Source organism: Pseudomonas juntendi (genome assembly GCF_009932375.1).
GTDB lineage: Bacteria > Pseudomonadota > Gammaproteobacteria > Pseudomonadales > Pseudomonadaceae > Aquipseudomonas > Aquipseudomonas juntendi.
On the sequence record NZ_BLJG01000019.1, the window covers coordinates 31,621 to 58,184 of the forward strand.

Annotated in this window: 23 protein-coding genes; 8 read left to right on the forward strand and 15 right to left on the reverse strand. The window is 64.5% G+C overall.

What is annotated here, in order from left to right; all coding sequences use genetic code 11:
* Positions 1-100: 100 nt before the first annotated feature.
* The 3 genes from GYA94_RS02935 (at position 101) to GYA94_RS28525 (ending at position 5,006) form a co-directional block, all read left to right on the forward strand.
* On the forward strand, positions 101-1,060 hold the full coding sequence (locus GYA94_RS02935; RefSeq protein WP_110676094.1) for a hypothetical protein: 960 nt from the start codon (positions 101-103) through the stop codon (positions 1,058-1,060).
* On the forward strand, positions 1,057-4,236 hold the full coding sequence (locus GYA94_RS02940; RefSeq protein WP_161891758.1) for a T6SS effector BTH_I2691 family protein: 3,180 nt from the start codon (positions 1,057-1,059) through the stop codon (positions 4,234-4,236). The genes GYA94_RS02935 and GYA94_RS02940 overlap by 4 nt, the downstream gene beginning before the upstream one ends.
* Positions 4,237-4,490: 254 nt before the next feature.
* On the forward strand, positions 4,491-5,006 hold the full coding sequence (locus GYA94_RS28525) for a DUF6708 domain-containing protein (protein ID WP_308936446.1): 516 nt from the start codon (positions 4,491-4,493) through the stop codon (positions 5,004-5,006).
* A gap of 101 nt (positions 5,007-5,107) precedes the next feature.
* Here GYA94_RS28525 and GYA94_RS02945 read toward each other — a convergent pair whose 3' ends face one another.
* The 14 genes from GYA94_RS02945 to GYA94_RS03010 form a co-directional block, all read right to left on the reverse strand.
* A complete protein-coding gene (locus GYA94_RS02945; RefSeq protein WP_161891759.1) occupies positions 5,108-5,803 on the reverse strand; it encodes a response regulator in 696 nt (231 codons plus the stop codon).
* Positions 5,800-8,454, reverse strand: a complete 2,655-nt coding sequence (locus tag GYA94_RS02950) for a DUF4118 domain-containing protein (RefSeq protein ID WP_161891760.1) — start codon at positions 8,452-8,454, stop codon at positions 5,800-5,802. The genes GYA94_RS02945 and GYA94_RS02950 overlap by 4 nt, the downstream gene beginning before the upstream one ends.
* A gap of 3 nt (positions 8,455-8,457) precedes the next feature.
* Entirely contained in the window at positions 8,458-9,021 is a 564-nt protein-coding gene (kdpC, locus tag GYA94_RS02955; RefSeq protein ID WP_110676105.1) for a potassium-transporting ATPase subunit KdpC, read from the reverse strand.
* A 10-nt stretch (positions 9,022-9,031) separates the two neighbouring features.
* Positions 9,032-11,086 carry a potassium-transporting ATPase subunit KdpB gene (gene kdpB, locus GYA94_RS02960; RefSeq protein WP_161891761.1) on the reverse strand — a complete coding sequence of 685 codons (2,055 nt, stop codon included), beginning with the start codon at positions 11,084-11,086 and terminating at the stop codon, positions 9,032-9,034.
* Between the two features lie 9 nt (positions 11,087-11,095).
* Positions 11,096-12,790: a potassium-transporting ATPase subunit KdpA gene (gene kdpA, locus GYA94_RS02965; protein ID WP_161891762.1), complete on the reverse strand. Its 1,695-nt coding sequence runs from the start codon at positions 12,788-12,790 to the stop codon at positions 11,096-11,098.
* Positions 12,791-12,799: 9 nt separating this feature from the next.
* Complete coding sequence (gene kdpF / locus GYA94_RS02970) at positions 12,800-12,889, reverse strand: K(+)-transporting ATPase subunit F (RefSeq protein WP_033690477.1); 90 nt, start codon at positions 12,887-12,889, stop codon at positions 12,800-12,802.
* Between the two features lie 175 nt (positions 12,890-13,064).
* Positions 13,065-14,117, reverse strand: a complete 1,053-nt coding sequence (locus GYA94_RS02975) for an AI-2E family transporter (protein ID WP_047149931.1) — start codon at positions 14,115-14,117, stop codon at positions 13,065-13,067.
* A 12-nt stretch (positions 14,118-14,129) separates the two neighbouring features.
* Positions 14,130-14,924, reverse strand: coding sequence for a DUF4892 domain-containing protein (locus GYA94_RS02980; RefSeq protein WP_110676112.1), 795 nt, complete (start codon positions 14,922-14,924; stop codon positions 14,130-14,132).
* A 108-nt stretch (positions 14,925-15,032) separates the two neighbouring features.
* Positions 15,033-15,887, reverse strand: coding sequence for an alpha/beta hydrolase (locus tag GYA94_RS02985; protein ID WP_161891763.1), 855 nt, complete (start codon positions 15,885-15,887; stop codon positions 15,033-15,035).
* On the reverse strand, positions 15,884-16,672 hold the full coding sequence (locus GYA94_RS02990; RefSeq protein WP_161891764.1) for an alpha/beta fold hydrolase: 789 nt from the start codon (positions 16,670-16,672) through the stop codon (positions 15,884-15,886). Before GYA94_RS02990 ends, GYA94_RS02985 begins: the two co-directional genes overlap by 4 nt.
* A 71-nt stretch (positions 16,673-16,743) precedes the next feature.
* The gene (locus GYA94_RS02995) at positions 16,744-17,139 is read right to left on the reverse strand and encodes a hypothetical protein (RefSeq protein ID WP_110676169.1); all 396 of its coding nucleotides are present in this window, start codon (positions 17,137-17,139) and stop codon (positions 16,744-16,746) included.
* Positions 17,140-17,270: 131 nt separating this feature from the next.
* Positions 17,271-17,729: a phosphohistidine phosphatase SixA gene (gene sixA / locus GYA94_RS03000; RefSeq protein ID WP_110676116.1), complete on the reverse strand. Its 459-nt coding sequence runs from the start codon at positions 17,727-17,729 to the stop codon at positions 17,271-17,273.
* Positions 17,726-18,073 (reverse strand): DUF4389 domain-containing protein, encoded by a 348-nt coding sequence (locus GYA94_RS03005; RefSeq protein WP_029887739.1) that lies wholly within the window; start codon positions 18,071-18,073, stop codon positions 17,726-17,728. Before GYA94_RS03005 ends, sixA begins: the two co-directional genes overlap by 4 nt.
* Positions 18,074-18,097: 24 nt before the next feature.
* Positions 18,098-19,123 carry an NAD(P)H-dependent glycerol-3-phosphate dehydrogenase gene (locus GYA94_RS03010; RefSeq protein ID WP_161891765.1) on the reverse strand — a complete coding sequence of 342 codons (1,026 nt, stop codon included), beginning with the start codon at positions 19,121-19,123 and terminating at the stop codon, positions 18,098-18,100.
* A gap of 157 nt (positions 19,124-19,280) precedes the next feature.
* Here GYA94_RS03010 and GYA94_RS03015 point away from each other — a divergent pair, with 157 nt between their 5' ends.
* The 5 genes from GYA94_RS03015 to fabB all read left to right on the forward strand — a co-directional run bounded on the left by GYA94_RS03015 (position 19,281) and on the right by fabB (position 26,205).
* Positions 19,281-21,428, forward strand: a complete 2,148-nt coding sequence (locus GYA94_RS03015; RefSeq protein WP_174824168.1) for a TonB-dependent receptor plug domain-containing protein — start codon at positions 19,281-19,283, stop codon at positions 21,426-21,428.
* Positions 21,428-22,318 (forward strand): hypothetical protein, encoded by an 891-nt coding sequence (locus GYA94_RS03020; protein ID WP_054911501.1) that lies wholly within the window; start codon positions 21,428-21,430, stop codon positions 22,316-22,318. Before GYA94_RS03015 ends, GYA94_RS03020 begins: the two co-directional genes overlap by 1 nt.
* Complete coding sequence (locus GYA94_RS03025; protein ID WP_161891766.1) at positions 22,315-24,249, forward strand: ATP-binding protein; 1,935 nt, start codon at positions 22,315-22,317, stop codon at positions 24,247-24,249. The genes GYA94_RS03020 and GYA94_RS03025 overlap by 4 nt, the downstream gene beginning before the upstream one ends.
* A 208-nt stretch (positions 24,250-24,457) precedes the next feature.
* Positions 24,458-24,973 carry a 3-hydroxyacyl-[acyl-carrier-protein] dehydratase FabA gene (fabA, locus tag GYA94_RS03030; RefSeq protein WP_008089108.1) on the forward strand — a complete coding sequence of 172 codons (516 nt, stop codon included), beginning with the start codon at positions 24,458-24,460 and terminating at the stop codon, positions 24,971-24,973.
* A gap of 11 nt (positions 24,974-24,984) precedes the next feature.
* Entirely contained in the window at positions 24,985-26,205 is a 1,221-nt protein-coding gene (gene fabB / locus GYA94_RS03035) for a beta-ketoacyl-ACP synthase I (protein ID WP_029887743.1), read from the forward strand.
* Between the two features lie 94 nt (positions 26,206-26,299).
* Here fabB and GYA94_RS27875 read toward each other — a convergent pair.
* Positions 26,300-26,564 (reverse strand): hypothetical protein (locus GYA94_RS27875; RefSeq protein ID WP_218031586.1); only part of this gene is annotated, 265 nt, incomplete at its 5' end.

The window sequence follows — 26,564 nt, forward strand, 5'->3', positions numbered from 1 at the left end:
AAAAGAAAATTCTTACAGCCCGCTAAGACTCCAGTAACTGCCCACTGAAGCGATTCCTCGCTAGATTCGCGCTCGCCATCCAGAAGAAAAGGAACTTCTCATGTCGAGCCAAGCCGCACGCGGCTACCAGCAGTCGGTGGATGACTTCGCGCACCGGCACCGCCACCCCGATGAAGCCTTTTACCTGCTGCTGGCCCCCTTCGCTGGCTGCCAGAGCGGGCACCCGCTGGACATCGCCATGCTGGCCAAGGCGCTGGGCAGTGACGCCGTAACGCGCATCGACAGCAGCGGCCTGGTGCAGGCCCCTGAACGCTGGCCTGCGCTGGTGCGGCTGGCCCGCCCCGGCCAGGCGTGCGGCGCTCTGGCCGCATTGAGCGCAACCTACGCCGCCCGTGAGGCTACAGCCACCTGGCACTACGTGTGTGCCTGGCTGCTCAGCGATCAACCCGCCGAAGCCATTGCCCGGCATATCAGCCAGCAGTGCCATGTGCTGCATCAGCCCGCCCCGCATGGCATCACGGCCTGGTACGAACCCGTGAGGCTGGCGTTGCTGCGCGTCACCCTGAACAATGCTGGCGCAGTACTCGGGCCGATTCGCAGCTGGCTGCATCCCGATGGTTGCGGCAGTTGCACGGTGCTCGAACGGCCATCGCCGGCTGGCGAGCTGCGCATCACCCGTGAAGTCCGCGCAACCCAGAACGTCGCGCCACAGATCATTCAACTGCTCAGTGCCTGGCATCGCCTGGCGACCGCGCAAACTGGCGCCACCCGTGGCCAATGCCCAGGCTCATCCGGCTTGCCGGCCAACGCGCCCGTCCATGTCATGAACCTGATGATCAGGGCCTTCAAGCAGGGCCTGCGCGACCGTGGCGATATCCAGTGCATGTGCCTGCACCTGCTCATGGTCCACCCGTTGCTGCTGCAGCACCCGACCATCCAGCGCGACGTGGCACAGGCGGTGGCTGGCCAGCAACGCCTGGCCGCCTGCTTCGCCCGCTACGGCGACAGTGCCTGGGCACGCATCGTTGCCGACCTGCCGCAGGCAGGAGGCTACTCATGAGCATCAGTGCAACCATCCATGCCGCCATGCAGGAAGAAATCCCCAACAGCCACGGCGGCTGCAACGCCTGCGGGCGTATTGGCCTGCCCATCCTGCTGCTGCGCGAGGCCTATGCCCCGCGCCCCGATGCCGGGCACCTGTTTCGCTGGGCCAGTGACAGCGAAATCACCTACCACCCGATGCACACCGACCAGCTCCGCCTGTTGCGCCAGGGCTACGTTTACGTTCTGCTCGACCAGGCCACCTGGCAGGCCTACGCAGTGGCGGCCGATGCCACCTTGCAGCGGTTTCCGGTATCGCAGATGCCGCTGGGGCCGCCCAGGCCATTGCCCAAATGGTGTGCCACCGCAGGCCATGACGTCATCGCCTCGTTCATCAACATCGACACGTCGCTGTACCGCACCGCCTGGGTTGCCTTCGCCAACGATCCGTGGCCGCGCACCGTGCTCGACCGCTACCGCAAAGGCATCGCCCAGTCAGACCCGGCCACCCTCGCCCGCTTCGTCGAAGTCGACCTGCACCGTGCACGCAACGACCCCGCCAGCCTCGGCATCGCCATGACCGACAGTTTCCGCTTCGGCATGGAGGGCGTGCTCGAGTTCTCCACCTTTTCATCGGCCCGGTTCACGAGTGCTCACGGCTTCTACAGCCGTTTGGGTCGGTGGTCCGAAACCCACAACTATCTGCGTACCGTCATTGCTCGGGAACAATTGCCAAACGGTGTGCTGGCGCTGACCTTGCCCGACCCCGTCGGCATGGTGGTGGAACTGAACGCCCAGCGCACAGGTTGGGTCCAGGCCATGCAGGCATGGCGCGCGCAGCCGCAGCGGCACTTCGAGTACTTCACCTCCCAGGCGCTGCTGGGCATCCAGCAACTGCATGCTGCCACGGCCGCCGCACAGGGCGCCGAGGCAGCTGAGCGTGAGGCACGCCAGGTCGAACAGTGGAACGACAGCCCCGTCGGCATCAAGGCGCACCTGCCGCCAGTGGATATCGCAAGGCAGACCCGCCGCAACACCGCTCGCAACCGGGAGCAGGCCCGGGACCGCTTGCAAGCGCGCTACGACGAAAGCGCCCGCGCGGCGTTCCAGGCTGGCTACGACCGTGAACTGAACCACTGGCAGTCGATGATCGACCAGGTTGGCCAGCTGTACGCGCTGCACTACGCCCAGCCGGCGTTTCACCAGATCGGTCGCTTCGACTACGACGCTGCCGACCCGGTCTCGGTCGAGTACTTCATCCAGATGATGGCCGACTGCCTAGCCGGGGGCCCTAGCGAACTGATGCCCGAGGAAGGTCAGCCGCTGGGTATGACGCAGCTCGTCTGGCAGCACCTGCTGGAAGACGAGCACAGCTTGTTGTACCAGGCGCTGATGGCCAGGAACCAGACGCTGCTGCAGCGCGTGATCGGCGGCTTGTCAGGCGACGACTTCGGCAAGGTCTACGACATCATCAAAGCCCTCGCTGGCACCCCCGAGGGCCAGTTGCTGATGGTCAAGCCGCTGCAGGATGCCGTCGGTCAACTGCTGGCCGCGACCACCAGCGCAGGGAATACGCTCGCCCAGCACCTCAGCGAACGCAGCCGCACCCTGGTCGGCCATGTGCACCGGGCGGCTTTCGCGCTGTATGCCGGGCAGCACGTAACCCCGCTGCGCGTTTCATTGACTGTCGGCGAGTACCTGAGCGTGCTCGACGAGGCCCTGCAAATCCGTACCGATGCATTTCTGCAGCAGGTCGACCAGCAGTTCCGCGACCCTGTGGGGCGCAAGGTCCGCGCCATGGTGCTGAGCGGCGCAATCAATATCGCCGCGGTCGGTAACCGCAACCAGATGATCGACGTGGTGCTGTGGACCTTCGAGAGCGCCGAGCAATTACAGGCACGGTTGGTCCAGCTGAAAACGTCGACGGCCGAAGGTTTCGGCGCGCTGGTGCGCACTGTGGCGATCGGTGCAGCCTCGGTAAAGGCACAGGTGTCTGCCGGGCTGCAGATCAGTTCGATGGCGGCGCAAAGCGTGGCCAGCGATGCAATGCGTAGCCTGCGGGATGCGGCGACCGGTACGGGCAGCGTCGGCCTGCTGCTTGCGCTGGGCGGGCTGTGGTTTCAGCAGGACAGCCTGCGTAGAAACTACCGGGCGTTACAGCAGACCCATCAGCACAACCCCGAGGCGCAGGCGGCGGTCTGGTCTTCATCGCTGGGGGTGCTGGGTGCCAGTGTTGAGGCCGCAGGACTGGTTGTTGCGCAGGTATTCGCACGTACACAGCGCCCTGGGCAGATACTAACGGCGGGTTTGGGCATCAGTATGGCGCGGTACGGCGGCGGCATCGCGGCGATGGCTGGTGTTATGGATGCCGTGCAGTACTGGAATGCCGGCCTTCGAACTGGCCGTGAAGGTGATGAGTCAGCGAACTTCTTCTACAATCGCGCAGCCGCAGCAGCAGGATTCTCTGCTAGCGCCGGTATTTTTAGCGCCTTATCGGCAAGCTCACCTCTCATCGTAATAGGCATTAGTGTTTTACTTGGACTGGCTGCCTACACACTAGCGACAAAGGCAAAAAACCTTGAGTCTTCATTGTTAGAGCTATGGGCACGACACAGTAGATGGGGAAAGCCAGAAGGCCATCGACGCTGGATCGACGAACGAGACATCGACAACGCAGTTAGCGCATTCAATGCAGCAGTCATTGGTCTATACGCTCACGTTTCTATCGAAACGAGATTTCAATCCTCTCACACCGCAAAAACGCCATATGTAGCAGAAACGATGCTCAATGACGGAAATGCTGTGGCGGCAGGTTTCTATCTAGACGTAGATCTCAGTCTGCCGAAGCCGACCTCCGACTTGACGGAGTACGAATGGTATCTTGTAATAATCCCAGCACGCGCTGGCGGACCACGCCGCATCGCTGCTTATAGCTCAGGCAATGGGATAATCGAATACAATCCAAGAGCTTTAGAAGGTGTCCTCGCTGAGCCTGTAAGGCTCGATCAGCACTTTACATTCAGACCCCTCGACAGAACCATTAGCATCACTGGTTCACTCCCACTGTTGGACAACCACAACATAGAGGGGGTAGAGCTGACGCTGACCTATTGGCCCAACAGACACGACAAATCAAACTATGCAAAAGTGATAACAATGGAGAATAAAATTAATTCTGCCTGGAGTATCTTCTAATGCCCCGCCCGCTACTAAACCCTCCCTGCGCTGGTTGGACGGAAGACCTTCCCCTGCCCGATGCCCCCTGCACAAGTGAGCCAGGCTTAGGTTATCAATCCCCAAATCACCAAGATCCTATCTATCTCGAAATAGCTAGAGCTACAATTGGAGCCAGGGAACTAATGGTAATAATCTCACTACCCCCGATTATTTTCACCGCATACCTACCCATCGACATATTAGAAGTCCTCGATCATTTTAATTTTGAACTCATGATTGTTAGCATTTTTTCATTAGTCAGCGGAATATGGGGATCCGTTTTTTTCATTCGAATCAGTCTTTCCCCCCCCCGTGACGAACCCATTCGTTTCAATCGGAAACGAAAAAAAATCTACGCCTACAACTTTAAATACTGTTGGTGGAACCCCTTTGGAACCTGGAGAGTCGAGCCAGTCTGCTACGACTGGTCGCAAGTGCGCGCCGAGCGCTGGTTTCAGCGTGGCCTGCCGGGAAGCGGTGCGCCCAGTTTCAAATGTGGGGTCATGCTGTCCATCGTCGCACCCGGAACGAACAACGTCATCGACCGGTTTCCCCTGAGTACCATGGGGGCGGATCAGCATGCCTGGGCTTACGTCTGCACTTACATGCAGCATGGCCCCAGCGCCTTACCCCCACCTGGGGAGCCGAAGGATCACAACGACGTACTCTGGTGTGAGTTCGCCCTGCGTCTTGCCCCTAAAGTGGAATGGCCAGCCGAAATGGACCTGGAGTCAAGAACAGCCCCTTGAAGTCACCCGATGCTCAATTCACCGGGCGAAGACCCTGTTCCACCCCAGGCAGCCGCGTGGTCGGCGCTGCGTGATCCAACCGCAACCAGCGCGACTTACCGCTAGGCAACAGGCGCCACCAACCTGTACCCCACCCCCGCCTCGGTGATAATGAAGCGTGGCGCCGTAGGGTCATCGCCTAGTTTCTGGCGCAGGTGCCCGACCACGATGCGCAGGTAATGGGTATCCTCCACATGGCTGGGCCCCCAGATATCCTTGAGCAACTGCTGCTGGGTCATCACTCGCCCCGGGTGCCCGGCCAATAACGCCAGCAGCGCGTACTCCTTGCGTGTCAGCGCCACCTCCACGCCCTCCAGGGTTACCCGGCGAAAGGCGAAGTCCACCGTCAACGGCCCGAAGCTGGCCTTCACTTCCGAGCCCCCGGCTTGCGGCACCTGGCGCAATAACGCACGGATCCGGGCGAGAAATTCCTGGATACCGAAGGGCTTGGTCACATAGTCGTTGGCCCCACCATCCAGCGCATCGACCTTCTGCAGCTCACTGGCACGCACTGACAGCACCAACACCGGGACCGAGCTCCATTCCCGCAGCTCCCGCAACACCTGCTGGCCGTCCATGTCAGGCAGGCCCAGGTCCAGCACGACCAAGTCCGGCTTGCCCAGGGCCGCCTGGGCCAAGCCTTCGGCACCGGTAGCCGCCTCGAGCACCTTGTAGCCTTGCGAGGCCAGGCTGATACGCAGGAATTTGCGGATCTGCGGTTCATCGTCGATAACCAACAGGGTGGCGGGCTGGCTCATGGGCTTTCACTTTCGGCTGCAGGTTGCGGGGGCAGCGGCAAGCATAAAGTGATGCCGGTGCCCTGGCCATCAATGCCTTCGCCCACCAGAATCTGCCCGCCATGGGCACCGATCATGCCCTGGCAGATGGCCAGGCCCAGGCCAGTCCCCTGCCCGCCGCGATCGCCGCGGGCGGCGGTGTAGAACATGTCGAAGATCTTTTCGCGGTCGGCCACGGGAATGCCCGGCCCCTGGTCGCTCACGGTCAGGCACAGCCGCTCGTCCTGCACCGCCACCCGCAGTTCCAGCCGACCATTGGCCGGCGAGAAACGCGCAGCGTTCTCCAGCACATTGACCAATGCCTGCTCGATCAATGCCGCATGCACGAACAGCAGCGGCAGATCGCCGGGCACGTCGGTGTGCACGCGAAGCGGCGCCAACACCACGCGCAGGCGGTTGAGCGCACTGCCAACGATATCGGCCGGCGCCACCCAGTCGCGGGCCAGCTTGAGGCCACCGTGCCCCAGGCGTGTCATGTCCAACAGGTTCTGGATGTAGCGGTCCAGGCGCTCGGCCTCGTCGCGGGTGCCCTCCAACAGCTCGCGGCGGTCGTCGAGCGGAATCGCTTCGCCCAGCGCCAGCAAGCTGTCGATGCTGCCGCGCATGGCCGTCAATGGGGTGCGCAGGTCGTGGGACACCGAAGCCAGCAAGGCACTGCGCAGCTGCTCGGTCTCGCCGTGCAAGCGCGCGGCTTCCAGTTGTTCGGCAAGGCGGGCTCGGGCCAGGGCCTGGGCCAGCGGCTGGCCAAGGGCGATCAGCAGGCGCCGACGCGGGTCGCTCAGCGGCTGGCCTGAACGTGGGCGCACGCCCAACAGCGCCAGCGGTTGCTCATCCACCGCCAGTGGCCACCACCACCAGCGCCCCTCCGGCAGGGTGTCGCTGCCGTGCCCGGCGGCCTGCCCGTGTTGCCAGGCCCAATCGGCGGCGGCCCGCTCGGTGGCGCTGAAGCCCTGGTGCTCGCCGCTGGCCACCTGCAGCTGGCCATCGGCAGTGCGCTGCAGCAGGCACACTTGCAGGTCGCGCCAGCCGCCCAGGTGCTGCCCGGCGGCGTTGAACACGGCCTGGCGGTCAGTGGCCACCGTCAGCCTGCGCGACAGGTCGAGCAGTTGGCTGGTCTGCGCCTGGGTTTCGCGCAGCGCCTGCAACTGGCGGCGCTGGCGGGCGGCCAGGTTGCCGGTAAGGGCGGCCATCAGCAGGAAGAACACCAGCGTCAGCACATCTTCTTCGCGCTGGATGCTGAACGAGAAATTGGGCGGAATGAACAGAAAGTCATACGCCAGGAACGACAGTGCCGCGCAGGCCAGGGCTGGCCCCAGGCTGCTGCGTACCGCCACCAGCAGCACCGCGGCCAGAAACACCAGCGAGATGTTCGGCAGTGCCAGCACGCTCGACACCGCCCAAGCCAGGCCTGCGGCCATCCCGGTGGCCAGCAACGCCAGCAGGTAGTGCCGCCAGACCCACACCCGGCGCACCGCCGAACGTGGCGCCGAGGGCTGTACATCGCGGTCCAGCACGTTGATTTCCAGCCCATGGCTTTCACGCAACAGCCGGGCAGCCACCCCTGCACCGAACCAGCGCCGGTGCACACGGTCGCGCGACTGGCCGACCAGTACCAGGCTGGCGCGCCGCTCAGCCGCATGCTGGATCAGCGTGCGCGCCACTTCACCGGCACGCAGCAACACCACTTCGCCTCCCAGGCGCTCGGCCAGTTGCTGGGCCGCCTGCAGGCGCTGGCGGGCTGCCTCGTCACGCAAACGGCCGTTGTCCACGTGCACCAGGCTCCACGGCAAGTGGCGGCGCTGGGCCACGCGGCTGGCGTGACGCACCAGGCGCTCGGCCTGGTCATCGCCAGCCACACCGACCAGCAGCCGGCCGCGCAACGCGGGGGCTGCCTGCCCGCGCTGGCGGTAGCCATGGGCCAGGTCGGCATCGACCTGGGCGGCGGCCGTCTGCATGGCCAGTTCGCGCAGAGCGGTGAGGTTGGTTTGCGAGAAAAACGCATCGATGGCGGCCCGCGCCTGCTCGGGCACGTACACCTTGCCTTCACGCAAGCGCTCCAGCAGCTCACGCGGTGGCAGGTCGATCAGCACCAGCTCGAAGGCTTCCTGCAGCACCCAGTCAGGCAAGGTTTCGCGCACGTGCACGCCGGTGATGTCGCGCACCTTGTCGTTGAGGCTTTCCAGGTGCTGCACATTGACCGTGGTGTACACGTCGATGCCCGCGGCCAGCAGCTCCTGCACGTCCTGCCAGCGCTTGGCGTGGCGGCTGCCGGGGGCGTTGGTGTGCGCCAGCTCATCGACCAGTGCCAAGGCTGGCGCACACGCGAGCAGGCCGTCGAGGTCCATTTCCTCAAGGGTGACCCCCCGATACTGGCTGCGCAGCATGGGCTGCTGCAACAAGCCGGCAAGCAGCGCCTCGGTTTCGCCACGGCCGTGGGTTTCGACCACCCCGGCCACTACCTGCACGCCCTGGCGTTGCTGGGCATGCGCGGCTTGCAGCATGGCGAAGGTCTTGCCCACCCCCGGCGCAGCACCGAGGAACACCTTCAGCCGGCCACGGCCGGTGCGCGGCAGGGTAGCCAACAACGCGTCTGCACGCGCGGAATCACTCATGTTTCATCCTTTGCTCTTGCTGGCGAGTTTTTCCAGGGCCCGGTTCAACGCCAGCACATTGACCACCGGCGGGCCGATCAATGGCCTGAGGGTGGCCTCTTCCTGCAAGGCTTGCAAGCGCGCCACGGGCAACTGCCGCGCCGCTGCGACCCGGGGAATCTGGTAGGCCACCGCCGCCGGTGGCAGGTGCGGGTCCAGGCCGCTGCCCGAGGTGGTCAGCAGCGCCTGCGGTACCGGCCCTTGCTGGGCCTGGTACAGCAGCGCCGCATCGCCCTGGACCCGCTCCACCAGCGCCGGGTTGCTCGGCGCAAGGTTGCTGGCGCTGCTGGCCACGGTGGCGTAGGCGCCTGCCGAAGGCCGTGAATGGAACCAGCCATCGCCCTGGAAGTTCTGGGCAATCAGGGCCGAACCCCGCACCTGGCCGTGGTCATCGCGCACCAGGCTACCGTTGGCCTGTACCGGGAAAGCCACCTGGGCGACCCCGGTCACCGCCAGCGGGTATAGCGCGCCAGTGATCAAGGTCATCGTCAAGGCCAGGCTCAAGGCAGGGCGTAGATAAGCGTTCATGGTGGCCTCCTCAGACCAGGTGCAGGGCGTTGAGCAACAGATCGATCAGCTTGATGCCGGCAAACGGCACCACGATGCCGCCCAGCCCGTAGATCAACAGGTTGCGCCGCAACAGGTGGGCAGCGCTGGCCGCCTGGACCCGCACACCCCGTAGCGCCAAAGGAATCAGTACGACGATGATCAGGGCATTGAACACGATGGCAGAGAGGATCGCGCTTTGCGGGCTGGCCAGGTGCATCAGGTTGAGCACCCCCAACTGCGGGTAGATGGCAGCGAACAGCGCCGGCAGGATGGCGAAATACTTGGCCACGTCATTGGCGATGGAAAAGGTGGTCAGCGCCCCCCGGGTCACCAGCAACTGCTTGCCGACCTGCACCACGTCCAGCAGCTTGGTCGGGTCGCTGTCCAGGTCGACCATGTTGGCCGCCTCGCGCGCCGCCTGGGTGCCGTCATTCATGGCCATGCCCACGTCGGCCTGGGCCAGCGCCGGGGCGTCGTTGGCACCGTCGCCGCACATGGCCACCAGGCGGCCGTCGTTCTGCTCCTGGCGAATGCGCGCCAGCTTTTTCTCCGGCGTGGCCTCGGCCAGCACATCATCCACCCCGGCCTCCGCTGCGATGGCGGCAGCCGTCAACGGGTTGTCACCGGTCACCATCACGGTGCGGATACCCAGCTTGCGCAATTCGGCGAAGCGTTCGCGGATGCCAGGCTTGACCACGTCCTTGAGGTGGATCACCCCAAGCAGGCGCTTGTCCAGGCACACCAGCAAGGGCGTGCCACCGCTCTGGGCGATGCGTTCAACCTCACGGGCCAGCGCTGGCGGCATGTCCAGGCGCTGCATGCCGACGAATGCCAGCACCGCATCGACGGCCCCCTTGCGGTAGCGGCGCTGCTGGAAGTCGATGCCCGACAGGCGCGTTTCGGCACTGAATGCCACGGCTTCGTAGTGCCCGGCAGGGGGTTCGACAACGTCATGCAACTGACGCAGGTACTCGACGATCGACTTGCCTTCTGCGGTATCGTCGGCCAGCGAGGCCAGCAGGGCGCCCTCCCCCAGTTCCCGTGCGGTTACGCCCGGCGCGGCGTGCAGCGCACTGCAACGGCGGTTGCCGAAGGTAATGGTGCCGGTCTTGTCGAGCATCAGGGTATGCACGTCCCCGGCCGCTTCCACGGCACGGCCCGAGCGGGCGATCACGTTCAACCGTACCAGCCGGTCCATACCGGCAATGCCGATGGCCGACAACAGGCCACCGATGGTGGTGGGGATCAACGTCACCAGCAAGGCAGCGAGAAAGATCAGCGGCAGGCTGCCGCCGACGAAGTGGGCGAATGGCTGCAAGGTCACCACCACGATCAGGAAGATCAGCGTCAGCCCGATCAGCAGGATGTCGAGGGCGACTTCATTGGGGGTTTTCTGCCGCTTGGCACCTTCGACCAGGGCAATCATGCGGTCCAGGGTGGACTCGCCCGGGTTGCTGGTGATGCGGATCAGCAGCCAGTCGGAAACCAGCCGGGTGTTACCGGTAACGGCCGAGCGGTCGCCACCGGATTCACGAATGACCGGCGCCGACTCCCCCGTGATCGCTGCCTCGTTGACCGCGGCGATCCCTTCGAGCACCTCACCATCGGCGGGGATCATTTCACCGGCCACCACACGCACCACATCGTCTTTGCGCAAGGCGCCGGCAGCTACCGTTTCATAGTGGCCGTCACGCTGACGGCGCTGGGCGGTCAAGCCTTGGCTGCCGGCCTTGAGGCTGTCGGCGCGGGCTTTACCGCGCCCTTCTGCAAGGGCCTCGGCAAAGTTGGCGAACAACACGGTGAACCACAGCCACATGGCAATCTGCACGGCCACGCCGCGGCTGACGCCACTGCCAGGGGCAAAACACAGTACCGTGGTCAGCAGCGCAGTCACCGCCACCACCAGCATGACCGGCGAGCGCTGCAACTGGCGTGGGTCGAGCTTGACCAAGGCCTGTACCAGCGCTGGGCGCCACAGCGCCGCAAACCGGGTCTGGTCTTTGGCACTGTGCCGGGCTTTCATTTCAGGAATGGGCATATTCATGGTCGATCCTCAAAAACCCAGGCTCAAATGTTCGGCGATCGGCCCAAGGGCCAAGGTTGGCAGAAACGTCAGGCCACCGACCAGCAGGATGGTCACCAGCAGCAGGCCGGTGAACAGCGGGCCGTGGGTGGGGAAGCTGTTGAGCCCAAGGGGCGCGGCCTTCTTGGCCGCCAGGCTGCCGGCCAAGGCCAGTACCGGCAGGATGTAGCCGAAGCGGCCTATCAGCATGGCCAGGCCGATCATCAGGTTGTGGTACACCGTGTTGGCACCGAACCCGGCGAACGCCGAGCCGTTGTTGGCGGCACCCGAGGTGTAGGCGTACAGCAGTTGGCTGAAACCATGCGCCCCCGGGTTGCTGACCGCCCCTGCCGGGCCCGGCAGGCTGGCAGCGATGGCGCCAAGCACCAGCACACCCAGCGGCATCACCAGCAGCGTGGCCACCAGCAACTGCACCTCACGGGCCTGCAGCTTCTTGCCCAGGTACTCCGGCGTGCGACCGATCATCAGCCCGGCCAGGAACACGGCGATCAACACGAACAGCAACATGCCGTACAGCCCCGCGCCGACGCCGCCAAAAATCACCTCACCGACCATCATGTTGACCATCGCCACCATGCCAGTCAGCGGGTTGAGGCTGTCGTGCATGGCATTGACCGAGCCATTGGATGCGGCAGTGGTGGTCACGGTCCACAGCACCGAAGCAGTAGTCCCGAAGCGGCTTTCCTTGCCTTCCATGGGGCCGCTCTGCTGGACCTGTTCGCCTGCAAGCGCCGGGTTGGGCTGGTGCTCGGCCCACAGCGCCGTGCTGCCGCCAATCAGGAACAATGCGAGCATGCAGGCAAGGATGGCGCGGCTCTGGCGCAGGTCCTTGACGTAGTGGCCGAAGGTGAACACCAGGGCCGCCGGAATGAGGATGATCGATGCCACCTCGAACAGGTTGCTCCAGGCCGTGGGGTTCTCGAACGGGTGCGCCGAGTTCACGCCGAAAAAACCGCCGCCGTTGGTGCCCAGCTGCTTGATGGCGATCTGGCTGGCGGCCGGGCCCAACGGGATGCTCTGGTCGGCACCTTGCAGGGTCAACGCGTGGGCATAGTCGGCAAAGGTCTGCGGCACGCCCTGCCATACCAGCAGCAGCGCCAGCAACAGGCACAGCGGCAGCAAGCCGTAAAGGGTGGCGCGGGTCATGTCGGCCCAGAAGTTGCCCAGCGTTGCGCTGCTACGCCGGGCAATACCGCGGCACAGCGCGACCAGCACGGCCAGGCCCGTGGCGGCGCTGACGAAGTTCTGCACCGTCAGGCCAAGCATCTGGCTCAGGTAGCTGACCGACGCCTCGCCGCTGTAAGCCTGCCAGTTGGTATTGGTGACGAAGCTGACGGCGGTATTGAATGCCAGCGACCATTCCTGGCCAGGCAGGTGCTGCGGGTTGAGGGGCAGGTAGCCCTGCAACAGCAATACCGTGAACAAAAGCAGGAAGCCGGCCAGGTTGAAGCTCAGCAACGCCAGGGTGTACTGGCGCCAGTTCTGCTCTTGGCGGGCATCCACCCCTGCCAGCCGATAGCAAGCCTGCTCGACCGGGCCGAGTACGGGTGACAGCCAGGTACGCTGGCCTTCCATGACCTTGAAATAGAAACGCCCTAGCCAGGGTGCCGGCAGTAGCACCAGGGCGAAGAATGCCAGGAGCAAGGCGTAGTCGTAACTGTGCATGGCCGCTCCTTAGCCGCGATCGGCGCGCAAAAGCGCCACCAGCAGATAAAACGCCAAGGCCACTGCCAGTAGCAGTGACAGCCCGTCGAGCATGTTCATGTGTGGTTCTCCCCGAGATGCGGCTTGGGCCGCTTTGGGGAATTGTCCGAGGAAGGGGTGTAAAGGAACGAGATGGAGGGGCAGCGAGGGGTATAAAGAATGCGTAAAGATCAGGGTGTCGAGGCGGCGGCGCGGCCCGCTTCGCGCACGCCTGCGCGAAGCGGGCCCGTACAGGCTAGTGCTGGGGCGGTTGCTCTACGGCGTTACGGCTCCAGTCCAGCAACAGGCTGTAGCCGACCGCCAGCAAGGTAGGCCCGATGAACAGGCCAATGAAGCCGAACGCCAGCAGGCCGCCGAACACGCCCAGCAGTACGATGACCAGCGGCAGGTTGCCGCCCCGGCTGATCAGGTAGGGCTTGAGCACGTTGTCCACGCCACTGATGACGAACGTGCCCCAGATACCGAGGAACACCGCCATGCCGTACTCGCCCTTCCACACCAGCCAGGCGGTGGCCGGGATCCAGGCCAGTGGCGGCCCCATGGGAATCAGGCTGAGCATGAAGGTCACCAGGCCGAGCACAATGGCCCCCGGCACGCCGGCGATCAGAAAACCGATCAACGCCAACAGTGCTTGCGCCGCTGCGGTACCGATCACCCCGTTGACCACCCGCTGCACGGTGGCGGCCACCAGCTCCAGGTAGTACGCGGCACGGTCGCCCATCAAGCGGTGCAGCAGGCGCAGCACGAACGCCGACAAACGCGGCCCGTCACGGTAGAAAAAGAACACGAACACCAGGCTGAGTGTGAGTTCCAGCACGCCGCTGCCGATTTGCGCGCTGCGCGCCAGCAACCAGTTGCCAACCTGCCCCAGGTGCGGTTTGACCGAGGCCAGCAAGGCTGCCCCCTGCTGGTCCAGCGACTGCCACCAGCTGACCAGGCGCTCGCCCACGAACGGCAGGCCCCCCAGCCAGGCCGGGGCATCTGGCAGGCCGTCGACCTGCACGTCACGGACGAACGCGGTGGCATCACGGATGTGGTCGGCCAGGTTGAAACCCAGCCACACCAGCGGTAGCGCCACGATCAGGATCCAGGCCATGGTCAGCAGGCTGGCCGCCAGGGTCTCGCGCCCCCCCAGTACCCGTGTGAGCAGGCGCATCAACGGCCAGCTGGCAAAGGCCAGGATAGCGCCCCACAGCAATGCCGATATGAACGGCGCCATGACCCAAAGGCCGGCCCCCAGCAACGCCAGCAGCAGAATCTGGACCAGCAGGCGATCATTGTTGACCATCGCAGCACCCGCTCAACGAATCAGTTCAAGGTGCAAGCCAGTGGTGGGCGCAGTGCCCACTTCAAGGCGACCGTTGCGCACCCCGGCCTTGATCAGCGCCTCGCGCCAGGCTTCGGCCTGAACGCCGCTGAGGCTGGCACGCAGGGTACTGTCGAGGTTCAGGCTGCGTGCCAGCAGGTTGGCCCAGGCAGGCTGGGGTGCCGCCAGGTCCGGGTAGTCGAGCTTGCCGGTATCGCGCATTTCACGCAGCACCGTGGCCGCCGTGGGCAGCAAGTCGCCCAACGGGCTGTCGGCGACGAACTCTTCCACATGCAAATACGCACGGCGGTTGCCGCGGGTAACGCTGTACAACGCAACCAGGGTGTCGGCCTGTTCTGCCGAACGGCGCAGCAGAATGAACGCCTGTTGTTCGTCCCCCCCGTTGAGGCGGGCATTGGCAAACACCTCGTTGGCCCACAGGCTGGCCTCGCCGCAATCGCGGCCCTGGCACCAGAACAGCGGGTAGCCGCCGTCGCGCTGCAGCGCCTCGCGGGCGCTGGTGAAGGCTTCGCGGGCGGTGCGTTCGACCGGCAGCTCGTAGGTGACCGAGCTGACCTGGCCACGGCTTTCGACCTTGTCGTCAACCCGCAGGCGACCGCTGATCTTGCGCAATGGGCCCAGCGGGTAGACGCGCTCCTGCTCCACGGCCGGGCGCTGGTCGACCACGTTGGCGTCTGCAGGCACCGGCAGGCTGCCAGCCCACAGCAGCGGGCTGGCCAATGCCAGGCAGGCAGCTGCAACGGTGCGGATGGACAGGGGCGCGTTCATCGGCGACCCAGGCGGCGCCGTGCGCCGAGGTGAAGCTCCAGGTTGTCTGGCAATTGCATGGTTGTCTCCCTTTCAACCCGCCAAGCCTCGACACTTGTCCGGTGCAAGTCAAGCAAAGCCAAAGAAGCGATTGAAACAGTCTGCGACAAGGGCCGCGCCCTGCTCATCGTTCAAGTGCAGGTGGTGGCCACCCGGCAGTGTCATTTGCTCAAAGGGTAGCTGCTCCAGCAATGCGGTATGGCGCACCAGCATCCCGTCGGCGGCAATCACCAGTTGCGCCGGGCAATTCACCCGGCGCACGTAGGCCATGGCCTGGGCGTCGCTCAGGCGCAACGGCGAAGGCAGGGTCAGGCGGCTGTCGCTGCGCCAGCTGTAGCCCCCGGGCACCGGCATCAGCCCGCGCTGCGCCAGCAGTTCGGCCGCTTCCCGGCTTACCGCGACCATGCCCTTCATGCGCGCCTGCACACCTTGCTCGAGGGTGGTGTACACCGATTTGCGCTTGCCATCCAGGCGCAGCTGCGCCAGCAACGCCATGCCCAGGCGCTCACCGGCATCCTGCTCGGCGCCGGTGGGTGGGATAACGCCGTCGATCAAGGCCAGGTGGCTGACCCGCTCCGGCAACGCACCGGCCACTTGCACCGCAATGATGGCGCCGAGCGAATGGCCCAGCAGGGCGAAACGCTGCCAGCCCAGTTGCTCGGCAACCCGCAGTACATCGTGGGCGTAGTCGGCCAGGGCATAGCTGGCCCCTGGCGGGCGGTGCTCCGAATAGCCATGCCCGGCCAGGTCCAGGGCAACGATGCGCAAGCCGCGCAACAGCGGCGCCAGGCGGGCGAAGCTGTTGGCGTTGTCCAGCCAGCCATGCAGGGCGATCACCGGCAGACCGTCCACAGGCCCGAACAGATGCGCGGCCAGTTCGATGTGGCCCAAACTCAGGCGAACTTCCTGGACCTGCGCGCTCATGCCTGGCCCCAGCGGTCGAACAGGCCCTTGAGCAGGCTGGCGGTATCGGCAGGCCGCTCCAACGGGAACATGTGGCCCCCTGGCACACTGTGGTACTCCCCTTGCGGCATGCCACGCACCGCCAGGGCATGGTGGCGCCGGATGACCTTGCTGCGGTCACCGCGCACCATGGCCAGCGGCACCTGCAACTGTCGCGCCGGGGCGGGGCTGGTATGCGGGATACTGCGGTAGATGCTGATCTCGGTGGCCGGGTCGAAGCGCAGTTGCAGGCCTTGCTCCATCGCCTGCAGGCCATGCTCTATGTAAGCGTCCAAGCAGTCGGGGTCGAATTGGCGAAACAGGGACTTGCCGGCGAAGTACTCACGGGCACTGTCGCGGTCCGTGAAAAGCTGACGGCGCCCCAAGGTGCGCCCGGCCGGGGTGACGCGGTCGATGAAGCCGAAGCGCTTGGCGGTGCGCAGCAACCATTGGTCTGCACGGGTCAGCACCGGCGAGTCGAGCATGACTACCCCACGGTAATACTCGGGGCAGCGCAACGCCGCGTGCAGGTGCAAAACCCCACCCAGCGAATGGCCTACGCCCCACACCGGCTGCTCCTGCTGCGCCAGGTGGTGCAGCAATTCATCGACCAGGCTCTGCCAATTGTCATCCACTGGAAAGCGCGGGTCATGGCCGTGCTGAGCCAGGTGCTGGACCTGATAGTCCGGCGCCAACGCGGCGAACAGCTTGCCGTAGGTGGCCGAGGGAAAACCGTTGGCATGGGCGAAAAAGATCTGCTGCGACATGGCGCCTGATCCGGACGGGAATGATGGCCCATTGTCGGCATGGCGAGCCGGTTCGGCAATGCCCGGAAAGGTCATCGGCGGCGGCTATCAGGCCATGAAGCGTGGTCGAAACTCTCCAGTGAACGGCGAAGGCAGGCCTGCATGTAGGCCAGTTGGCTCTGCAGCGCCTCACGGGCCAGGCGCTGGTCCTGGTAATCCAGCTGCAGCCGGCGCAGGGCCAGGCAGCTGGACTGCAGCAGATGGGATACCCGCAGGCAGGCATCCTGCAGGGTCTGCAGGTCGTGCTCGCTCTGTTGCCGGGCGATCGGCCCCGGCACCGTATAACCCTCGACCTTGCGCATCAGTTGGTAGAACTTGGCGTCGGCAGCCTCGCGCAGCAGGCTGTACTGGGCGAAGTCCAGCGAAACGCCTTGGTCAACCTGGTCTATGGTGGGTTGCAGGTCCAGGGAGCACAGCAGCTCCCACATCGCACCGCTCATGCATCGCTCCCTGACTGCTGGTTTTCGGGCAACGCTATCAAGCAGTCGAGGCGCGCGACAACTGGCAAAAATGTCAGTTGCCATCTCGGAATGTGCGGGGGCCTCAGGCCCCCGCAAGCTCAGGCAGGGGCGTTGAGCGCCTTCAGGGTCATCAGCCCGGCCAGGGGCCATTCCCCTTCCAGCTGAGCCAGGCTGGCCGTGCTCATGGCCGCTGGCTGTTGCAGGTGGCCATGCTGCAGCAGCCCGACCAGGTTGCCCACCAGCGGCTGATGGCTGACCAGCAGCACATGCTGCAGCCCCAGCCGCTCGATTTCGCCGATGACCTGCTGCACATCGGCCTCTGGTGTGAGCCAAGGCACGGTGCGCAGCGGCTCGGCAAACCCCAGGGTCTCATGCACCAGCGCCGCAGTCTGCTGGGCCCGCACATAAGGGCTGGCGATGATCGCCTGCAATGGCTGCCCCAGCAGGTGGGCAGCGCTGCGCACCACCTGCTCGCGACCATGCGCAGTCAGGCGCCGTTCGGCATCGCTGTTGGCCCGCAGTTCGGCCTCACCGTGGCGCAGTACCCACAGTTTCACAGCTTGGGCTCCTCGTCACGCACAGGGTGCGGGGCCGGGGCTACGGCGTGCGGCGCCTCGCCTTCCGGCGCACGCGCTGCTGGCCAATCGGCGAACGGCCAGGGTTTCTGGTCGGTATGGAAAGTGCCGAAACGGCCGATCTGCGCCAGGTACTGGCTCAGGCTGTCGCCGAAATTCATCAGGCTGGCGCTGGGTGCGCCATACACCAGGCGGTAGACCAGTTGCACCAGCACCAGGCCGCCCAACAGCAATTCAGCCAGTTGCCAAACCACCAGGAACACCAGCATCCACAGCACCCGCAGGATGATCGACTCGCGCTGGGCGCGCTCCGGGGTATCGTTCATGTACCGCTCCTTGCTCTGTTCGGCTCAGTTGAAGCCGCTGATGGAAATGAAATCGACGTCGGTCTTGGGCTCGGCACGCATCAGGTGCTCGATGACCTGGTTCAGCGTGCGGCCCTCGAACAGAATGGCATGCAGGCCCGCCACCAGCGGCATGTACACCTGCACCTCCTGGGCCTTGGCCTTGAGCACCTTGAGCGTGTTTACGCCTTCGGCCACTTCGCCCAGGCGGGTGACGGCCTCCTCCAGGCTCTGGCCTTGCCCCAGTGCGAAACCCACCTGGTAGTTGCGGCTTTTGGGGGACGAACAGGTGACGATCAGGTCACCGACCCCGGCCAGGCCCAGGAAGGTCATGGGGTTGGCGCCCAGGCTGACGGCAAAGCGGGTCATTTCGGCCAGGGCACGGGTAATCAGCATGCTCTTGGTGTTTTCGCCCATGCCCAAGGCCACGGCCATGCCGGCGATGATCGCATAAACGTTCTTCAGCGCCCCGCCCAGCTCCACGCCAAAACGGTCGGCACTGGCGTAAACGCGGAAGGTACGCCCGTGCAACACCGTTTGCACCTGCTGGCACAGCGCTTCGTGTTCGCTGGCCACTACCGTGGCAGTCAACGCGTGCTCGGCAATTTCGCGGGCCAGGTTGGGCCCGGACAACACGCCGATGCGTGCCTGGGGGGCGATCTCTTCGAGGATCTGGCTCATAAGCTTGAAGCTCTGCGCCTCGATGCCCTTGGTCAGGCTGACCAGGCCCTTGCCGCGCAACAGCTCGGCATGCGGCGCCAGCACGCTGCGCAATGCGCTGGATGGCAGGGCCACGAACACCAGCTCGCTGGCTTGCAAGGTGGCCAGCAGGTCATTGACCGGTTCCACCCCGTCGTGCAGGCGAATGCCCTTGAGGTAGCGCGGGTTTTCACGATTGACACGAATGGCCTCGGCCTGGGCCGGGTCGCGCATCCATTGGCGCACCGGCACACCGTTTTCCGCCAGCAGGTTCGCCACGGCGGTGCCGAAGCTGCCGCCGCCCAGAACTGCAACAGGTTGCTGTTCAGTCATATTCAATCCGTTAAAGCCATAAATTAAGTGGCGACCGGCGCATTATAAAGCCAAGCTGCAAGCTTCGAGCTACCGGCAGCGAGAAAAGCCTGGCACGGCATGCCTGCAGCCAGAAGCTTGAGGCGGGTCACTGGCAATTGCGCCAAGGTCGGTTACCATGCCTGTTTCCATCCTGAGACAAGGCTGCTCTGTGTTCCCTGGCACGCCCCCTTTCCCGCGTCTGCTCATACTGACCGCCCTGCTCGGTAGCCCGGCCGTGGCCGAGGATCTGTTCATCGACAACACCGACCTGCCCCAGGTTCTGACCGCCACGCGCCTGAAACAGTCGCCGGCAGCGGTGCCGGGCAGCATGACCGTCATCGACAGCGAACTGATCCGCGCCAGCGGTGCCCGTGACATCCCCGAGCTGCTGCGCCTGGTACCGGGCATGATGATCGGCTACGGCGCCGGCAACCAGCCCACGGTCAACTACCATGGCAGCAACGCCAATGACGCGCGGCGCATGCAGGTGCTGATCGATGGCCGCTCGGTGTACCGTGCCGGCCTGGCCACGGTGGACTGGAGCGACATTCCCCTGGCCATGGAGGATATCGAGCGTATCGAGGTGTTCCGTGGCCCGAACACGGTCAGCTATGGCGCCAACGCGCTGATGGCCGTGGTCAACATCCTGACCCGCAACCCGGCCGACAGCCATGGCACGCGGATGAAACTGACCCGCGGCGAGGATGGCATCAACGACTATTACCTTAGCCACGGCTTCGGCTGGGAGGGCGGCGACATGCGCCTGTCGGTATCGGGCCAGCGCGACGACGGCTTCGACGAGAACCAGTTCGGCCAGGACTACCGCGACAGCCGCCGTTTGAACCGCTTCAACCTCAGCGCCAGTCATACCCTGGCCACCGACCAGACCCTGGAATGGCAACTTGCGGCCAAAGAAGGCAGCAATCAACGGCCCTACACCTACCAGCCGGTTTTCCAGCAGTACGAAGCCGGCAACAACGCCGACGTCAACGCCAAGGACTACGCCGGCTCGCTGCGCTGGACCAAGGAATTCAGCGCTGAACACAGCCTTTATGTTCAGGCCTCGGCGCAACATTTTGACCGCCAGCAAGTGTGGCGCGCCTGTGATGCGGTGCAGTCGTTCAGCCCCGAGCTGACCCAGCTCTGGCAACTGAACCCGGACTTTGCCGAAAGCGTGGCGCGCGGCATTGCCACAGGTGCCCCCCTGGCCACGAACGACCCGGCCCTGCAAGGGCTTTTGCAGAAAGTGCAGGAGCAATGGCAGAACGGCGGCAAGCAACAGGTATGCGGCGATGTTGACCAGAGTACCCGCGAAACCCGCTACGACCTGGAAATCCAGGACACCCTGAGCCTGACCGACAGCCTGCGCCTGCTCAGCGGCATGAACTACCGCTATGACCGGGCCGATTCGCAGACCTACTTCAACGGCAGCGTCGACGACCAGACCTGGCGCCTGTTCGGGCAACTGGAATGGCGCGCCGACGAGCACTGGATCCTGCAGGGCGGCGCCATGTTCGAGGACTCGCAGCTGTCCGGCAACTCGCTGACCCCGCGTGTGGCGGTCAACTACCTGATCACCCCGCGCCATGGCCTGCGTGCGGTGTATTCCGAGGCCGTGCGCTCGCCCGACATGTTCGAGAACAACGTCAACTGGAGCTACACGGTCAAGAACCTCACGCCCAATGCATTCGGCCTGCAAAACGGCGAATACTTCGTCAAGACCCGCGGCCCCGGCGACCTCGAGCAAGAGCGCATGCGCTCGCGCGAACTGGGCTACAACGGCTATTTCAGCGACATCGACCTGAGCATGGACGTGAAGCTGTTCTACGACGAGATCACCGGCATGATCAGCGAGCCGCTGCGCAACAACCAGTACATCGCCAGCAACGCCAACAAGGCCCGCTTCAGCGGCAGCGAGGCACAACTGGACTGGCGCCCGACCCTGCGCGACCGTCTGCGCCTGACCTACGCCTATGTCGATGCCTGGGCCAGCAACCCCGACGATCGCCGCCTCAGCGCCCGCAACAGCGGCTCGGCCGGGTGGATGCGCGACTGGGGTGCCGGCTGGTCGAGCGCGCTGTTCTACTACGGCGACGATGCCCTTAATGCGTACCGCTACGAGCGCCTGGACCTGCGCCTGGCCAAGCGTTTCCGGGTATATGGCAGCAACCTGGAGCTGGCGGCGTTGTGGCAACAGCGCCTGGACGATGAACCGACCACGGCAGCCCAGAACCGCTACGACAGCCGCCACCGCCTGAGCGTCAGCGCGGAGCTGGAGTTCTGATGAGCCTGCTGTTGCGCCTGCTGGTACTGTGCCTGTGGCCGCTGGGCCCATTGTCGGCCAGCGAGATCCTGCTGATCGGCGCCGAGGACCAGCCCGGCATCCGCAGCTTCGTGGCGGCGCTGGAAAACCGCAGGCCGCACGACCATGTGCACTTCCAGACCACCGCCGACTTGCCATCACCGGGCAAACTCAAGGCCGACCAGCGCCTGATCCTGCTCGACAACGCTGCCCTCGATTGGCGCCTGAGCGAAACCGCCGGGCCACCGGCCTTGGTCATGCGCGTCAGCCGGGTTCAGGCTGAGCAGCGCCTGGGAAAGTCGCGCCCGGCGTTTCTCACCTTCTTGTGGAATGACGCGCCACCGGCCCGTCAGTTGCGCCTGGCGCGTTACTTGCTGCCCCAGGCACGGCGTATCGGCGTGCTGTACGGCCAGCACAGCGGGTTTCTGCTCGAGGAACTGCGCCATGCGGCACGGCCGCTGGGCCTGGAAATCGTGGCCCAGGACTGGTCCGACCCTCGCGACAACCGGCCATTGCAGCACCTGCTGGGCAACAGCGATGTCCTGCTGGGGCTGGACGACCCTGACCTGTACAACTCCAAGACGGCGAAGAACCTGCTGCTGAGCAGCTATGGCCGGCAGATGGCGCTGATCGGCCCCAACGCCGGTTTTGTCCGCGCCGGCGCACTGGCCAGCACCTACAGCGACCAGGACGACTGGCTGGCGGAACTCGACCAATTGCTCGACCAGCCCCCGGCGCGCTGGCCGCGCAGCCTCTACCCCAAGCGCTACAGCGTCAGCGGCAACCAGCAAGTGGCCCGGGCCCTGGGCCTTGAACCGATCGATCCGAACGCCGCCGCCCAGGTGCTGGCCGAAGGAGAACCCACCCCATGAGCAGCAAACGCCTGAGTTGGGACATTCACACCCGCACCCAGATCATCAGCCTTGGCCCCGCGCTGCTGCTGACCTTGCTGCTGATCAGCTTCTTTACCTTCGTTCGTATCCAGGACCTGCGCCAGGAACTCAACCACACCGGGCAATTGATCGCCAACCAGCTGGCACCCGCGTCGGAGTACGGGGTGATTTCCGGTAACAACGAAGTGCTCGAGGGGCTCATGCGGGCCACCCTCAGCATCCCGCACGTCCGCTTCCTGGAGGTACAGGACAGCCGCAACCACATCCTGGTCTACGTGGAGCAGTCCGACGAAAGCGCCAACCGCGCGCAGCAGGTCGAAGTGTTCCAGGCGCCCATCCGCCTGCAGCAGATACGCCTGGACAACGATTTTCTGCAACAGGGCAAAGCCAACACCCCGGCCATCGGGGACGACTACCTGGGCCGGGTGATCGTCGGCATGTCCGATGACGCGTTCAGCCAGCGCCAGCAGGAAATCGTGATCAAGGCGGGCATCCTCGCGCTGTTCGCCCTGCTGTTCACCTTCTTGCTGGCTCGCCGCCTGGCCCTGAGCCTGGCCAAGCCGATCAGCGACATGGGCCACGCGGTCAAGGCCATCCAGCAAGGCAAGTACAACACGCCCTTGCCGGTGGTAGACGACAGCGAGTTGGGCCACCTGGCGCGCCACATCAACAACCTGGCCAGCGCCCTGGAGCAGGCCAGCGCTGAACAGCAACAAACCATCGCCGAGCTGATCCAGGCCCGCGAAGAGGCTGAACAGGCCAACCGTGCCAAGTCCGATTTCCTGGCGATGATGAGCCACGAGCTGCGCACCCCGATGAACGGTGTGATGGGCATGCTGCAATTGCTGGAAACCACCCCGCTCAGCAACGAACAGGCCGATTACACCGCCGTGGCCAGCGAGTCCACCGGGCACCTGCTGAAAGTCATCAACGATATTCTGGACTTCTCGCGCATCGAACGCGCCGCGCTACAGCTGGAGCACATCGACTTCAACCTCGGCGAGCTGATCACCAGCAGCGTCCAGTCCTTCCAGCACAGCGCCCAGCAACGCGGCCTTGGGCTGCACCTGCAACTGCCGGCCGACATCGGCCAGTTGCAGGTGAACGGCGACCCTACGCGCATCCGCCAGATCCTGCTGAACCTGGTGGGCAACGCGCTGAAGTTCACCGAACGCGGCCAGGTGCAGGTCGAGGCCCGCTGGCAGGTGGTCGATCGGCAGTTGATCTGGCTGACCTGCAGCGTGCGTGATACCGGCATCGGTATCGACAGCGACCGCCTGGAAATGATGTTCGTCGCATTCCAGCAAGCGGACAGCTCGATTTCCCGCCGCTATGGCGGCACCGGGCTGGGGTTGTCGATCGCCCGCACCCTGGCCGAGCGCATGGGTGGCAAGCTGCGCGGTGAGAGCCACGTGGGCCAGGGTTCAACGTTCACCCTGGAGATGCCCTTGGCCCTGGCCAGCCAGGCGCCGGCGCCACTGCCGCACCCACTCGACCCGCCGGCGGCGGCTGCCGAGCAGAAAAAGGTGCTGTTGGTCGAGGATAATGCGGTCAACCAGAGTGTCATAGAAGCCATGCTGCGCAGCCTGGGGCTGACGGTGTGCACCGCTGCAGACGGCCTCGAGGCGGTCGACCTGGTGGGCCGCCAGCGCTTTGCCGCGGTGCTGATGGACTGCCGGTTGCCGCACATGGATGGCTATGAAGCCACCCGCCGCATTCGCCAACTGGACAAAGGCACAGGCCTGCCGATCATCGCCCTGACCGCCAACGCGCTCGACGGCGACCGCGAGCGATGCATGGCCGCCGGCATGGATGACTACCTGAGCAAACCCTTGCGCCGCAGCGAACTGCAGCGCGTGCTGCAACGCTGGTTACCCGGCCAGACAACCGCGACTGGCGATAAATGCTAAAGTGCGGCAGTCTTAAACACTGGACAGGACCTTCATCGGCCCTGAAAATAGACGTTTCAGTGCACACCTGTACTTCTTTCACCAGGTGCGCTGTGACTTTCACCACAACGCAATAGTCTACCTGTAGGCTACCGCCCCGAAGCCGTTGGTTATTCGGGTCGGTCGGGAAGATTCATCCCCTGCCACAGGGGGTTATTGAGGAGCTCGCATGACCAAACAACACGCCTTTACTCGGGAAGACCTGCTGCGCTGCAGTCGCGGTGAGCTGTTCGGCCCAGGTAATGCGCAACTGCCCGCGCCGAACATGCTGATGGTCGATCGCATCACCCACATCAGCGAAGAAGGCGGCAAGTACGGCAAAGGTGAGTTGGTCGCCGAGCTGGATATCACCCCGGACCTGTGGTTCTTCGCCTGCCATTTCGAAGGCGACCCGGTCATGCCGGGCTGCCTGGGCCTCGACGCCATGTGGCAGCTGGTCGGTTTCTTCCTCGGCTGGCAGGGCCTGCCAGGCCGCGGCCGCGCCCTGGGTTCGGGCGAAGTGAAGTTCTTCGGCCAGGTTTTGCCTACCGCCAAGAAAGTCACCTACAACATCCACATCAAACGCGTCCTGAAGGGCAAGCTGAACATGGCCATCGCCGATGGCTCGGTCAGCGTTGACGGCCGCGAGATCTACACCGCCGAAGGCCTGCGGGTCGGCGTGTTCACCTCCACTGACAATTTCTAAGGGTTATTCGCATGCGCCGCGTCGTTATCACTGGTCTGGGCATCGTTTCGTGCCTGGGCAATGACAAAGCTACCGTCACCGAAAACCTGCGCAACAGCCGTCCGGGTATCCGTTACAACCCGGAATACAAGGAAATGGGGCTGCGTAGCCAGGTTTCCGGGTCCATCGACCTCAACCTCGAAGAACTGATCGACCGCAAGGTCTACCGCTTCGTGGGCCACGCGGCTGCCTACGCCTACCTGGCCATGCAGGACGCGATCAAGGATTCCGGCCTGACCGAAGAGCAGGTGTCCAACCCGCGTACCGGCCTGGTGGCTGGCTCCGGCGGCGCCTCGACCCTGAACCAGATGGAAGCGCTGGACACCCTGCGCGAGAAAGGCGTCAAGCGCGTCGGCCCATACCGTGTCACGCGCACCATGGGCAGCACCGTTTCGGCATGCCTGGCTACGCCGTTCAAGATCAAGGGCATCAACTACTCGATCTCGTCGGCCTGCGCCACTTCGGCTCACTGCATCGGTACCGCACTGGAGCAGATCCAGTGGGGCAAGCAGGACATCGTCTTTGCCGGCGGCGGTGAAGAAGAGCACTGGAGCCAGTCGTTCCTGTTCGATGCCATGGGCGCCCTGTCGACCAAGCGCAACGAAACCCCGGAACTGGCCTCGCGCGCCTATGACGCAGACCGTGATGGCTTCGTCATCGCTGGCGGCGGCGGCATGGTGGTGGTCGAGGAGCTGGAACATGCCCTGGCCCGTGGCGCCAAGATCTACGCCGAAATCGTCGGCTACGGTGCGACCTCCGACGGTTACGACATGGTTGCCCCGAGTGGCGAAGGCGCTATCCGCTGCATGCAGCAGGCGCTGTCCACCGTCGACACCCCGATCGATTACCTGAACACCCACGGCACCTCGACCCCGGTCGGTGACGTTGCCGAGATGAAAGGCGTTCGCGAGGTATTCAAGGACAAGGCGCCGAAGATCAGCTCGACCAAGAGCCTGTCGGGCCACTCGCTGGGCGCCGCGGGCGTGCACGAGGCGATCTACTGCCTGCTGATGATGGAAAACAACTTCATCGCCGGCTCTGCCAATATCGACGAGCTGGACCCGGAAGTGGCCGACCTGCCGATCCTGCGCAAAACCGAAGAAAACGCCAAGATCGACACGGTCATGAGCAACAGCTTCGGCTTCGGCGGCACCAACGCCACCCTGGTGCTCAAGCGCTGGGAAGGCAAGTAAGGCGCCCTGGCAGTAATCAGAAACGCCCCGACTGGTTCGGGGCGTTTTCTTTTGTGTCGCCTGTACTGGCCCTGTCGCAGGCAAGCCCACAGGATCAGCACAGGGCCTGAGTGCTGCGCTGTACCTGTGGGAGAATGGTTTCTGGCAAGGGTATCCGCAGCATCTTCAGCGCCTGTGAGATCGAGCGCCGCCCGCGCGGCGCATCGCGAGCTGCGCTCGCTCCTACGTTTGTTTCGGGCCAGTAACGCCTGTGACAGGCGCGCGCGGCCGCCTTGTTTGTACGGCGCGATATTGAGGCATGCACCAAGGCGTTCGCGCGCAAATCCCACAGGAATAATTGGCCCGAAACAAACGTAGGA